This window comes from Gammaproteobacteria bacterium, assembly GCA_036381015.1.
Taxonomy (GTDB): Bacteria; Pseudomonadota; Gammaproteobacteria; order Steroidobacterales; family Rariloculaceae; genus ZC4RG20.
Genome location: DASVDR010000041.1, coordinates 121,844 through 134,039, shown reverse-complemented (window position 1 = coordinate 134,039; position 12,196 = coordinate 121,844). Strand labels below are relative to the sequence as shown.

14 protein-coding genes are annotated in these 12,196 nt (G+C 70.3%); 8 read left to right on the top strand and 6 right to left on the bottom strand.

Annotated features, from left to right (window positions below; translation table 11 throughout):
- Both VF329_14350 and VF329_14345 read right to left on the bottom strand, forming a co-directional pair.
- The coding region (locus VF329_14350) for a hypothetical protein (protein ID HEX7082187.1) at positions 1 to 787 on the bottom strand (787 nt) is incomplete at its 3' end.
- The gene (locus VF329_14345; protein HEX7082186.1) at positions 768 to 1,601 is read right to left on the bottom strand and encodes a hypothetical protein; all 834 of its coding nucleotides are present in this window, start codon (positions 1,599 to 1,601) and stop codon (positions 768 to 770) included. The genes VF329_14350 and VF329_14345, both read right to left, overlap by 20 nt.
- A gap of 38 nt (positions 1,602 to 1,639) precedes the next feature.
- On the opposite strand from VF329_14345, the gene VF329_14340 reads away from it, so the two are divergent.
- The 5 genes from VF329_14340 to VF329_14320 all read left to right on the top strand — a co-directional run bounded on the left by VF329_14340 (position 1,640) and on the right by VF329_14320 (position 5,336).
- Positions 1,640 to 2,356: a hypothetical protein gene (locus tag VF329_14340; GenBank protein ID HEX7082185.1), complete on the top strand. Its 717-nt coding sequence runs from the start codon at positions 1,640 to 1,642 to the stop codon at positions 2,354 to 2,356.
- A 151-nt stretch (positions 2,357 to 2,507) separates the two neighbouring features.
- Positions 2,508 to 2,702 (top strand): hypothetical protein, encoded by a 195-nt coding sequence (locus VF329_14335; protein HEX7082184.1) that lies wholly within the window; start codon positions 2,508 to 2,510, stop codon positions 2,700 to 2,702.
- Between the two features lie 196 nt (positions 2,703 to 2,898).
- Positions 2,899 to 3,702, top strand: coding sequence for an N-acyl homoserine lactonase family protein (locus tag VF329_14330; GenBank protein HEX7082183.1), 804 nt, complete (start codon positions 2,899 to 2,901; stop codon positions 3,700 to 3,702).
- Between the two features lie 4 nt (positions 3,703 to 3,706).
- Positions 3,707 to 4,579, top strand: coding sequence for a sulfurtransferase (locus tag VF329_14325; GenBank protein ID HEX7082182.1), 873 nt, complete (start codon positions 3,707 to 3,709; stop codon positions 4,577 to 4,579).
- Positions 4,580 to 4,784: 205 nt separating this feature from the next.
- Positions 4,785 to 5,336: a lectin gene (locus VF329_14320; GenBank protein HEX7082181.1), complete on the top strand. Its 552-nt coding sequence runs from the start codon at positions 4,785 to 4,787 to the stop codon at positions 5,334 to 5,336.
- Positions 5,337 to 5,441: 105 nt separating this feature from the next.
- On the opposite strand, the gene VF329_14315 is transcribed toward VF329_14320, so the two are convergent.
- A complete protein-coding gene (locus VF329_14315; GenBank protein ID HEX7082180.1) occupies positions 5,442 to 6,308 on the bottom strand; it encodes a class I SAM-dependent methyltransferase in 867 nt (288 codons plus the stop codon).
- Positions 6,309 to 6,453: 145 nt separating this feature from the next.
- Between VF329_14315 and VF329_14310 the strand changes: the two genes are divergently transcribed.
- Both VF329_14310 and VF329_14305 read left to right on the top strand, forming a co-directional pair.
- Positions 6,454 to 6,921, top strand: a complete 468-nt coding sequence (locus tag VF329_14310) for a CBS domain-containing protein (protein ID HEX7082179.1) — start codon at positions 6,454 to 6,456, stop codon at positions 6,919 to 6,921.
- Entirely contained in the window at positions 6,918 to 8,705 is a 1,788-nt protein-coding gene (locus VF329_14305; protein ID HEX7082178.1) for an SLC13 family permease, read from the top strand. The genes VF329_14310 and VF329_14305 overlap by 4 nt, the downstream gene beginning before the upstream one ends.
- A gap of 21 nt (positions 8,706 to 8,726) precedes the next feature.
- Here VF329_14305 and VF329_14300 read toward each other — a convergent pair whose 3' ends face one another.
- Both VF329_14300 and VF329_14295 read right to left on the bottom strand, forming a co-directional pair.
- Positions 8,727 to 9,437, bottom strand: a complete 711-nt coding sequence (locus VF329_14300) for a type II CAAX endopeptidase family protein (protein HEX7082177.1) — start codon at positions 9,435 to 9,437, stop codon at positions 8,727 to 8,729.
- A 40-nt stretch (positions 9,438 to 9,477) separates the two neighbouring features.
- Complete coding sequence (locus tag VF329_14295) at positions 9,478 to 9,945, bottom strand: hypothetical protein (GenBank protein HEX7082176.1); 468 nt, start codon at positions 9,943 to 9,945, stop codon at positions 9,478 to 9,480.
- A 49-nt stretch (positions 9,946 to 9,994) separates the two neighbouring features.
- Between VF329_14295 and VF329_14290 the strand changes: the two genes are divergently transcribed.
- A complete protein-coding gene (locus tag VF329_14290) occupies positions 9,995 to 10,987 on the top strand; it encodes an alpha/beta hydrolase (GenBank protein ID HEX7082175.1) in 993 nt (330 codons plus the stop codon).
- Positions 10,988 to 11,069: 82 nt separating this feature from the next.
- Here the strand turns inward: VF329_14290 and VF329_14285 are convergent, their stop codons facing one another.
- The gene (locus tag VF329_14285) at positions 11,070 to 12,014 is read right to left on the bottom strand and encodes an aldo/keto reductase (GenBank protein ID HEX7082174.1); all 945 of its coding nucleotides are present in this window, start codon (positions 12,012 to 12,014) and stop codon (positions 11,070 to 11,072) included.
- Between the last annotated feature and the right edge of the window lie 182 nt (positions 12,015 to 12,196).

Sequence of the window (12,196 nt, the reverse complement as noted above, 5' to 3'; positions counted from 1 at the left end):
CGGCGGTGCGCCCGGCCACGCGCGCGGCCGCGCGTCCGGCGGCACGGCGCGCCGCCGCGGCACGCCACAGCGCCGGGGCCGCCGCCGCGCCGCCGGCGGCGACGGTGCTGACCGAGAGGCGGGCTTCGAGCCCCGCCTGCTCTCGGGCGGCGATCTCCTGAAGCAGCGCATCGAGCGCGAGCGTGCGCTCGTTGGCCGCATCGGCGCCCGGCAACGGCGCGGGGACGCGATGCGCGGCCAGCCGCCGCGAAAGCGCCGCGACCCAGCCTGCACGCATCTCGGCGTCGTGCGCCGCGAGACGCTGCGCCGCCCGCTGCTCGAGCGACGCGAGCTCCGCGGCCCACTCCTCCTCCGGAAGCAGCCTCGACGCCGCTTCGCGCGCGACGTAGCCCGGCTCGGCGAGGCCGGCGAGCGACAATGCAGCCATCGCCAGCCGGCTGTACTCCCCGGCGAGCGAGTAATACCAATCGAGAAAGGACGGCAGCCGCTCGCGAGCCCGCGAGAACGTCCGATCGAGCTGCCTGTCGATCTCGGCAGCGACGATCTCCCGAGCCGCCGCCTCGCCTTCCGTGAAATGGAGCGTCGAGAACGACTCGAGCCAGCGCAGCTCCTCCGGTCCCACGCGGTAGTGCTCGCCCGCGAAGCTCACCGGCACCTCGTCCCGCGGGGCCCATTCGCGCTGCGGCACGTGCGTGACGGCCCAGAGCAGCGCCCCGGCCGCGACCGGCACGAGGAGCGCCGGCGCATATAGCCCCGCGCGCGACCCTCTATGGTGAATCGCCGTCATCGCCGCTTCTTCCGCTCGTTCCGATCAGCGTGCCCTCCGAGAGCAGAAGGTAAGACCACACGAACACGGCTTCCTCCGCAAGCACGATCAGCCAGCCGAGGCCCTGAACCAGCGAGGTGCCCGGCGCCGGCATCAGCTGCTGCGCGAGCCAGAGGCGCAGGCCGTCCTTCGCTCCGGCCAGTTTTAACAGAATCTCGGCCGGAGCGCTCCGCGCCCGCTCCTGATCCGCGAGATGCCAGACCGCCCGGTCGAGGCTCACGGACCCGAGGTCGGGATAGGCGTCGTGGAATGCGAGCGTCACGAGGACCGCGCAAATCGCCGTCCCGACGACCGCACCCATGATCCGCCACGAGAGGTGCGCGAGGTGCGTCGCGCTGACGTGCGGGGCGAGCGTTCCGGCGGCAAGGAGCCGGCCGAGCACGATGATCGGCGCCGCGGCGATCAGCACGACCCACGCGCGCGGATCGTCCAACCGAATCACGGCGACCGCGAGGAGCAACGCGAGCACGCCGCCGAGCAGCGCCTCGCGCGCGCCCATCAGCCAGCCTCCGCGCAGGCGCCGCGCGAGCGGGCTTTCCCGGCGGACGTAAGCGGCGAGAAACGCGGCGCGTCGGGCGCGTGCGCGGCGGAAGCGGGCGCGCGCGATGAGCGCGGCGAGCGCGACCCAGGCGGCGGCGAGCACGGCGGTCGGCAGCGCGCGGCCGAAGACATGGATCAGCCACAGGGCGCCGGTCAGCGCGAGCAGCGCAACCGTATCGCGAGCCGCGCCGCGGACGCGGCCGGAAGCGGTGCGCCGTTCTTCCGTCGTCGCCATCGCAGGCATGCTAGCGGTGCGTTCCTTACAATCGAAGCATGCAGCACACGGTCACGGTCGCGCGCCGCTTTTGCGGCCCGCGGGAGTCCGCGAACGGCGGGTACGTCTGCGGCCTGATCGCGCGCTTCGCGCGCGGTACCGTCACGGTCCGGCTGCTCGCGCCGCCGCCGCTCGACACGCCGATGATCCTCGGCGAGCACGACGGTCTCCTCGAGCTGCGTCTCGGCACAGACGTCCTTGCGCGGGCGCGCCCCGGCGACGTCGACGGGCTCGTGCCGCCCGCGGCGCCGACCGCCGCGGAGGCCGTCGAGGCGTCGCGCCGCTATGCCGGGTTCCAAGCTCACCCGGCGCCCGCGTGCTTCGTGTGCGGGCCCGAGCGCGCGCCGGCGGACGGCCTGCGGATTTTCGCCGGCGCGCTCGATCCGTACAAAAACGGGCCCGCCGCCGTCGCCGCGCCGTGGACACCCGATCCTTCGCTCGACGCCGGCGACGGCCGCGTGCGCTCGGAATTCATGTGGGCGGCCCTCGACTGCCCGGGCTTCGCGGCCGCCGCGCCCGACATGCGGCCGATGCTGCTCGGCGAGCTCACGGCGCAAGTGGACCGCCGCGCGGCGATCGGCGAGCGCTGTGTCGTCGTCGGGTGGCCCATCGCGTCCGAGGGCCGCAAGCACGAGGCCGGCACGGCCGTATTCGGCGCCGACGGCGAGCTGTACGCCCGGGGGCGCGCGACGTGGATCGAGCCGCGGCGGCCCTGAGGACGTCGTATCCGACGAGCGTCGTCTTTCGGCCGACGAGCGGCGGCGGCCCCGACCGGCGGCGGCCGCGGGCCGACAAGCGGCGAACGTCCCGCCGCGGCGGGCCGATATACTCGATCGGCACCAGAGCTCGTTCGAAACGATCAGGACGATGGACGCCGAACATCGACCGAAACAGCTTGCGCCGGGCACGGCCGGTCTTGCCGAGGCGGAGGACCCCGCCGACGGGTCCGCCGCGGACGAAGCCACGCTCTCGTTCGACGGCAGGCTCGAGGTCTCCGCGGACGAGGATACGGGCGCCGATCCGTACAACCGCACCGGCCGCTTCGAGCGGCTGGTGCGCTGACGGGGCGGCCGGCTGCGACACGCCGGGGTGACGTCCCGCAAATATCCATGCATGGCGCTTGCCGGGACCGCCGTGAACCCGTCCCTGGGGGCTCGCTCCGCGACATCCCTGTCGCGGAGCGTCCCGGCAAGCACCATGTGGTAGCCCGACGTCGGGCTCCGCGCGCCGGCGTCGAGTACAATCGTGCCGCAAGCCCATGAGCGCGCCGATCTACGAAATCTACGCCGTCAAGTACGCGCACCTGGCGCGCAAAGCGCACGGGAACTTCATCGACGGCGATCCGCACGACGACTCCGACATGCCGCTCGACTACTACGTCTGGTCGATCGTCGGGAACGGCCGGACGATCGTCGTGGACACGGGTTTCGACGCGGCCGTCGCGAGCCGACGGGGACGCACGATCACGCAACCGGTCGAGCACGGGCTCGAGGCGCTCGGCATCCGTCATCACGACGTCCGCGACGTCGTGATCACGCACATGCACTACGATCACTGCGGCAATGCCGCGCTCTTCGAGAACGCCCGCTTTCACGTCCAGGACGCCGAGATGGAGTACGTCACCGGGCGCTCGATGTGCCACCGGCAAATCAACCACGCCTTCGAGGCCGACGACGTCGCACGCATGGTGCACCGCGTATTCGCCGGGCGCGTGCACTTTCACGACGGCGTCGACGAGATCGCGCCCGGCGTCGCGGTGCATCGGATCGGCGGCCATACGAAAGGCTTGCAGTGCGTCACGGTCGCGACGCGGCGCGGAACCGTCGTGCTCGCATCCGACGCCTCCCATTTCTACGCGCACATGGAGACCGGGCGCGCGTTCCCGGTGCTCTACAACCTCGCGGAGCTGCTCGAGGGCTATCGGACCCTGCGCCGGCTCGCGAGCTCGCCCGATCACGTGATCCCGGGCCACGACCCGCTCGTGCTCGAGCGCTATCCGGCCGCGTCGAGCGCCACGGAGGGGTGGATCGCGCGTATCGACGCCGAGCCGCGCGCGCGCTGAGCCCGTGGCCCGCGACAGCCGCCGCGCTTGCTCGCTCCAAACCCTGATCGGCGTCGACGTGCTCGCGCAGCACCTCGACGACCCGAGCTGGCGGATCGTCGACTGCCGCTTCTCGCTCGCCGATCCGAACGCGGGCCGAAGCGCCTATCTCGCATCCCACGTGCCCGGCGCAATCCACGCCGACGTGGACCGGCACTTGAGCGGCCCGCGTGTCCCCGGCAAGACCGGCCGCCATCCGCTGCCGGAGAAAACGCAGTGGATCGAGCAGGTCCGCCGCTTCGGCATCTCGCCGGCCACCCAGGTCGCGGCCTACGACGATTCGGGCGGCGCGTTCGCCGCACGGCTGTGGTGGATGCTGCGGTGGAACGGCCACGACCGAGTTGCGGTGCTCGACGGCGGCTGGCGCGCGTGGACGTCGCGCGGCCTGCCCGTCACGGCGGAGGTGCCGACCCCCGAGCGCGCGGAAGGCGACTGGACCGGGCGGCCGTCGTTGACGAGGCTCGTCGAGGCGGAGCACGTCGACGCCGCGCGGCAGCTGGTGCTCGACGCGCGTGACCGCCCGCGCTTCAGAGGCGAGACCGAGCCGATCGACCCGGTCGCGGGCCACATTCCCGGCGCGCGCTGCTCGCCGGCAACCGCGAATCTCGACGCACAGGGCTACTTCAAGCCGCCGGACGAGCTGCGGCGGAAATTCGCGGCGGCCGGGGTTGCCGGCGACCGCGACGTCGTCTGCTACTGCGGGTCCGGAATCACTGCCGCGCACAACATCCTGGCGCTGCGCGTTGCGGGATTCGACGAGGCGTTGCTCTACGCCGGATCGTGGAGCGAATGGATCACGGATCCGACGCGCGGCGTGGCGACGGGGGATTGCGGCTAGCTCGACGTTCCTCCGACGGCCGCCGCTGCGCCGACCCTGCTCGTTCGACGCCCGTCCTTCGACGCCCCTGGGTTAGTATCGTCGGGACCCATTCATCCAACGGGGGAAAGATATGCACGAGCAACAAAAGATCATGATGGGCTGCCTTACGATCGCCGGCCTCTTCGGCGCGAGCATCGGTCTCGCCCAACCGCCGACGGGGCCGATGTCGTTCTTCGTGACGAGCGAAGGTCCCGGCAACGGCGGCAATCTCGGTGGGCTCGAGGGCGCCGATGCTCACTGCCAAGCGCTGGCCGAAGCCGCGGGTCACGGCGACCGCACGTGGCGCGCTTACCTCAGCACGCAGGGAGAGGATGCCGTGAACGCCCGCGACCGGATCGGTCCCGGTCCATGGTTCAACGCCGAAGGCGCGCGGATCGCCGCGAACGTCGACGAGCTGCACAGCATGGCACACCGGCTGAGCGCCCTCACGGCGCTCGACGAGAACGGCAACCGCATTCCCGGCAGCGGCTTCTCGCCGAATCGGCACGACATTCTCACCGGCACGCAGCCCGACGGCACGGCGTACCCCGCCGGCGAGGACATGACCTGCAACAATTGGACGAGCAGCAGCGACGACGGCGCCAAGGCGCGGCTCGGTCATCACGATTACGCGGCCTGGAATTCCACGCACGACTCGCGCGGATGCGGCCAGCAGGCCCTCGTCAGCACCGGCGGCGACGGCCTCTTCTACTGCTTCGCGCTGCCGGCCGAATAGGGCCGCTCGAGAGGGCGCCGGGCGGGCGATGTCCGAGCCGCGGCTCGCATCGCCCGGCGCCCCGCTCATCACCGCAGCCCGCTCATCGCGGCGGAGCGAACACGGTTACGAGGGATCGAGGACGGACGGCTTCGAAGCCCACAGCACGAGCGCGTAGCTGTAGTACGCGTCGAGCCACGTGCCGCGCTCGGGACGCGGCAATCGCCGCCGCCGACGGCGTCCCGAAGGTCTCGGCGAGGGCGTGGCGGCCGGCGGCGCGGCGGCCGCGTCCGTCCGCTCCGGCGGCCGTGGCTTGCGCCGGCGCGGAAACCACTTCAGCGGATTCAAGAACTTCTTCGAGCGCCACAGCGAGTCGCCGAAGAAGCCGAACTCCGAGACGCCGAACGACGCGCACCAGCGCTCGAGCTCGGCGCGCGAGAACGGGTACTCCTCGCCGACGCTCCAGCGGCCCGTCCGCTCGGTGATCCATTTGTAAAGGCGATACGGCGGATTGCTTCGATTCGGCACGGAGATGAACGTGATGCCGCCGTCCTTCAACAGGTCGAAGTGCGCCTTCAGGATCGCGCGGCGCTTCTCGTCGAGAAAGTGCTCGGCGAGGCCGAAGGACATCGAGACGTCGTACCGGCCGCACAAGCGCGCCGGCAAATCGAGAGCGTCCTGAAGGATCAGCTCCACGCGCAGGCCGAGGCTGTCGAACAGCCGGCGCGACCGTTCGAGCGCCGTTTCCGAGTAGTCGACCACGGCGACCTTCGCGCCCCGCTGCGCCATCAGCGCCGCGTTCGTGCCGCGCCCCGCGCCGAGCTCGATCACGGACAGATTCGAGAACGCCCCGTATCGCGCGATCACGATCGCCTCGATTCGCTGCCAGCGAATCAGCCTCTCCTCCTTCGCGACGCGAAAGAGATCCTTGTCGACGCTCGCGGGTTTCGTCCAAACCCGATTCCAGAGATCGGCGGTATTACGCTGGATCATGCTGCGGCTCCGGCGGTCCCCCGGCGTGAAGCTACCGCAGTTCGCTTCCCGCGTCAGCCCGATACGACGTCGAGCGCTTGGCATGCGGATTGCATCGAAGGTCGATGCACGCCCTCACCCGCCGGAGGAGCATGCGGAGGCGCGGATGAGAATCGCGGACGTCATGACCCGCGACGTCGAGCTGGTGTCGCCCGACGCGACCGTGCAGGAAGCGGCCACGAAGATGGCCGAATACGACGTCGGCGCCGTTCTCGTCGGTGCGAACGGGGCCCTCGAAGGCATCCTCACGGACCGGGACGTGCTCCTCCGAGCCGTCGTCGACGGCCGCGACACGACCCGTCTGCGGGTGCGCGAGATCATGTCGTCGACTCTTTTCGCTTGCCGCGAGGACGACAGCGTCGAAGACGCGTTTCGCGAGATGAGCGAGCGCCAGGTGCGCCGGCTGCCGGTCCTCGACCGGGACGATCGATTGATCGGCATCGTGACGTTGAGCGATCTCGGCCGGCTCGACCGCGATCCCCGTCGCACGAGCGAGACGTTGCGCGAGCTCGCCGAACCCCATCGCCGCCGGAGCAGCGAGGCGGAGCCCGATCAAGCCGACGAGAGCCGGTGACGCTCGATCAGGCGCTCGCGTTCGCGATCGTCATCGGGATGATGGCGATGTTCGCCTGGGGCCGGCTGCGCTACGACCTCGTGGCCCTGGTCGCCCTGCTCGCCTCGGTGATCGTCGGCATCGTTCCGGCCGACGAGGCGTTCTCCGGATTCGGCAACGACATCCTCGTGATCGTGGCAACGGCGCTGCTCGTGAGCGCTGCGGTGTCCCGCTCCGGCGTCGTGGACGTCGTGCTGCGGCGCGTCGGCCCGTACCTCTCGTCGCCGACGACGCAGGTGCTCGGCCTCGTCGCCACCGTCACGCTGCTCTCGGCCTTCGTCAAGAACATCGGCGCTCTCGCGATGCTGATACCGGTGGCGCTTCAGCTCGCGCGCCGCACCGGCACGTCGCCGTCGTGCCTGCTGATGCCGATGGCCTTCGGCAGTCTCCTCGGCGGACTGATGACGCTGATCGGCACGTCGCCGAACATCATCGTTTCCCAGATGCGCGAAGAGATCGTCGGGGAGCCTTTCAAGATGTTCGATTTTCTCCCGGTCGGCGCCGGCCTCGCCGCCGCCGGAGTGATCCTGCTCACGCTCACCTACCGCGTGCTGCCGACGGGACGCAAGGGCGCCGCGACGATGGATGCGGCGTTCAACATCGAGGGCTACACGGCAGAGGCACGCGTTCCGGCGGACTCGACGGCCGTCGGCAAGACCGTGGCGGAGATCGAGGCGCTCGGCGAAGGCGACGTCGAGATCGGAACGATTATTCGCGAGCGTTTTCGCCGCTATACGCCCAGCGACAACTGGACGCTGCACGCCGGCGACGTGCTGCTGCTCGAAGGCGAGCCGGGCGCGCTCGAGAAGGTCATCGCGCAGGGCAAGCTGAAGCTTGCGTCCGACGAGGAAGAATCGCCTGCACGCCGGCCGGCCGCGGGCGACGTCGGCGTCGTCGAGGCCGTCGTGCGGAGCGACTCGTTGCTCGTCGGCCGGTCCGCGGCCCAGGTCGCGCTCGCCGAGCGCTTCGGCGTGAGCCTGCTCGCCGTCAGCCGCGGCGGCGAGCGGATCACGCATCGGCTGCGCGCGCTGAAGTTTCGGCCCGGGGACGTCGTCGTGCTGCAAGGCGATCTCGACCGCCTTCCGGACATACTTGGCGAGCTCCGCTGCCTGCCGCTCGCCGGACGCGACCTGCGACTCGGCCGCGGCAAGCAAGGGAATCTGCCGGCGGCCGTGCTCGCGGCCGCGATGCTCCTCGTCGCGCTCGAGATCGTGCCGGTCGCGATCGCCTTCTTCGGCGCGGCGGTCACGCTCCTGCTGCTGCGAACGCTCAGCCTGCGGGAAGCCTACGACGCGATCGATTGGCCGATCCTGATCCTGCTCGGCGCGCTGATTCCGATCAGCGAGGCGATTCGCACGACCGGCGGAACCGATCTGATCGCCGCCTGGCTGTCGAGCGCGACCGGGGAGCTGCAGCCGCTCGGTGCGCTTGCGCTGATCATGGTCGTGGCGATGGTCGTCACGCCTTTCCTCAACAACGCCGCGACCGTGCTCGTGATGGCGCCGATCGCCGCGAGCCTCGCGCAAAAACTCCACTTCGCCCCGGATCCGTTTCTGATGGCCGTAGCCGTCGGGGCGGCGTGCGACTTCCTGACGCCGATCGGGCATCAGTCGAATACGCTCGTGATGGGTCCCGGCGGCTACCGCTTCGGCGACTACTGGCGGCTGGGGCTGCCGCTTTCGATCGTCGTGGTGCTCGTCGGCGTGCCGCTGATCGCATTCGTCTGGCCGCTGACGAAGGCTTGAGCGGGCGCCGACGCCTCGCGCTCAGCCGCCCGGGGACGAGACCTGGCCGAGCTGCACGACCGAGAGCGTATTGAAGGCCGAGTGCGCGATGATCGCGGGCCAGAGCGTGCCCCAGCGTATCGTAAATACGGCGAGGACTGCACCGTAGAGGGCGGTCTGGACCATGCCGAAAAGGCCTTGGTAGAAGTGGCCGAGCGAGAACAGCACGGCGGACAGCGCCACCGGCGCCCATACGCCGCCGAGCAGCTGACGCGCGCGGGTCAACAGGAGCCCGCGCGCGAGAATCTCCTCGTAGAGACCGACGACCACGAGCAGAGCGAGGGTGACTACGAGTGGCGTGCCCTCGGTCAATCCGAGGGCGATGGGCCGAAGCCCCTCGAGATGCTCCTCGACCGTCTGCGGCGACAGCGCGGCGACGGAGTAGGTCAGAACCGCGTTGACGGCGAAACCCGAGAGCAGCACGAGCAGCGCGCGGGCGAGATCGCGCCGCTCGGGTGCATGCAAGCCGATCTGGCTCCAGCGCTGCGCGCGCCATTCGAGCAGCATGCCGACGCCCGCGAGGACGAGCAGCGCCTGGATGAACACGATCGCGGCGAGGCTCGGCTCACCGCCCGACAGCGCGCCGACCACGACTCCCGCCGTGATCGAGCAAACGGGCACCAGCGCGATCGTCAGAAGGACGTCGACCGCGGCCTGCCGCTTCGTCAGCGGCGGCCCTTCCTGCTCCGTCATCGCGTCCGCGATTCGCTCCCGGGCCTGCGGGGAGGCGGCGTCAGTCGGCGCCTTGCGGGGCCGCCGACGGGGCCGCGGCCCGGATCCCCGCCTCGGCGAAGTGCCGCCGCGCGAGGAAGCAGCCGAGAAGCGCCGGGATCGCCATCGAAAGATGGTTGATCTCCGCGCCGAGATTCGGCGCGCCGAAGGCCGGATTGAACGGCGTTGCGATCCAGAACGGCGCGTAGAAGCCGAGCATCAGGATCAGCATCACCCACCAGGCGACCGGCGTCCGGTAGCGGGGCGCGGCGAACAGGATGACGAGGATCGCCGCCATGGCCGCGAAATCGCCGCCGAGCTCGCGCAGGAAATGATGCCAGCTGTGCGTTTGCGCGAGCGGTGCTTGCGGCACGAGCAGGAACGCATCGTTCCCGACATGGCCGATCGTGGCGCCGAGGCTGTTCCAGCCGGCCAGGAAGCCGACGATGACGAGGATGCGCGCGGTCCAGAGGTTTGTCAGAATGCTCACGGGTCTCCCCCCTGCTTTCCCCTCCATTCTAGCCTGCGGGAGTCGCGACATGAGGAACACGGATCGGCGGGCGATGGTGCTCCGTTGGCTCACCTGTGGGGTTCTCGGCTCGATCGCCGCCGGCTCGGCGCTGGCGCAGCAGTCGGATGCCGCGGCGAAGGCGCGGGCCGGCGTGGCCGCGCTCGGCAAGCAGTGGAACGGCGAGATCAACGCCGCGACCACGGCGCTCTATGCGGAGGTCCATCGCGCGGTGGACGCCTCCGGGATCCGGCGGATCGCGGACTTGAAGTACGGCCCTCACGCGCTTCAGAGCTTCGATCTCTTCGTGCCGGAGCAAGGCTTCAGCGAGCCCGGGCCCGTGCTCGTCTACCTGCACGGCGGCGGCCTCGTCCGGGGCGACAAGGTCAGCCCGGGCACCGACGGCCTGATCTACGCGAACGTCGCGAAGTTCATGGCGAGAGCGGGCGGCATCGGCATCAACGCGAACTACCGTCTCGTCCCGGATGCGAAGTGGCCGTCCGGCGCCGAGGACGTTCGCCTGCTGCTTGCGTGGATCAAGGAGAACATCGCGCGCTACGGCGGCGACCCGGGCAACGTGCTCCTGATGGGCAACTCGGCCGGGGCCACGCACGTCGCGACGTACCTGTTCCTCGAATCGGAGCAGCTCGACGGCGGCCCCGGCGTCCGCGGGGCGATCCTGAGCTCCGGCGCGTTCGACGCCGGAGACTCGGAGGCGGCCCGCGCCTACTTCGGCGAGGATGCGGCCGAACGCGAGCGCCGCGCCCCTCTCGGCCTCGTCGACGCCTATCAAGGCCCGGCCGTGCCGCTCTTCCTCTGGAGCGCGGAGTACGACCCGGCGTTCATCGAGACCGGCGTCGCAGAGATGTACGCGAAGCTCTGCCGCAAGTACGAGGACTGCCCGATGTACGTGCAGTTCCAAGGCCACAACCACGTCTCGCACGTGATGAGCATCGACTCCGACGACACCGCCGTCACGAACGCGATGATCCGCTTCTATCACTCGATCATCGACGCCCGCTGACGCCGGCGGAGCACCGGGCGACCCGGGGAACACGTCGTGGAACCCCGGCAACGACGTGGGACGCTTTCCCGGGCCGGAAGCCTCAGCCGGCCTTCGTGAGCGTTTCGACGTCTTCCGGCGTCAACGACAGGCGGGTCGCGCGGACCAGGCTCTCGAGCTGCTCGAGTGACGTCGCGCTCGCGATCGGCGCCGTCACCCCGTCGCGCCCGATGAGCCACGCGAGCGCGACCTCGGCCGGGTGCGCCCCGTGCCGTTCCGCCACCGCGTCGAGCGCGGCGAGGATCCGGAAACCCCGCTCGTCGAGATACTTGGCGACGCGCCGACCGCGGACGCTTTTCGAGAGGTCGCCCTCCGAGCGGTATTTCCCGGTCAGGAAGCCGGAGGCGAGGCTGAAATACGTGATGACGCCGAGCCCCTCCTCGATGCAGAGCTGCTGCAGCTCCCCTTCGAACGACGCGCGATCGTAGAGGTTGTATTCCGGCTGCACGACCTCGTAGCGCGGCAGCCCCGCGCTCGCCGCCGTGCCGAGCGCCTCGCGAAGCTGGGCGGCGTCGTAGTTCGAGCAGCCGATCGCCTTGACCTTTCCGTCGCTCAGAAGCTTCTCGTATCCCCGCAATGTCTCGTCGATCGGCGTTTCGGGGTCCGGAAAGTGGCTGAGATAGACATCGATCGCCTCCACGCGCAGGCGCCGCAGCGAATCCTCGGCCGCCTCCACGATCCGCTTCGCCGACAAGCCCTTACGGTCCGGGCCGAGCGGCGCGCCGACCTTCGTGATGATCACCGCCTGGTTGCGCTTGCCGGATCGCGCGAGCCAGTTGCCGATGATCGTCTCGGACTCGCCGCCCTCATGGCCCTCGACCCAGGCGGAGTAGGCATCTGCCGTGTCGATCGCATTGAGACCGTGCGCGAAGAAGGCATCGAGCAGCTCGAACGACCGGCGCTCGTCGACGGTCCATCCGAGGACGTTGCCGCCGAAGACGAGCGGTGCGATTTCGATGCCGCTGCGGCCGAGAGGTCGCTTGTCCATGCTTGCTCCTCGTGTAGCGCCTGCGCTCAGCGTATGCAAAGACGCGGCCCGGTGCACGCGCGGAGCGGCCGGACGGGAAGCCGCGTGCGGCGGCCGCCCTCTGCTATCCACGCCTGCGGGCCGCGCCGGCCGGAACGGATCCGGCCGGCATCGACGGCGCCGGGAGCGGGTATACTCGCGTA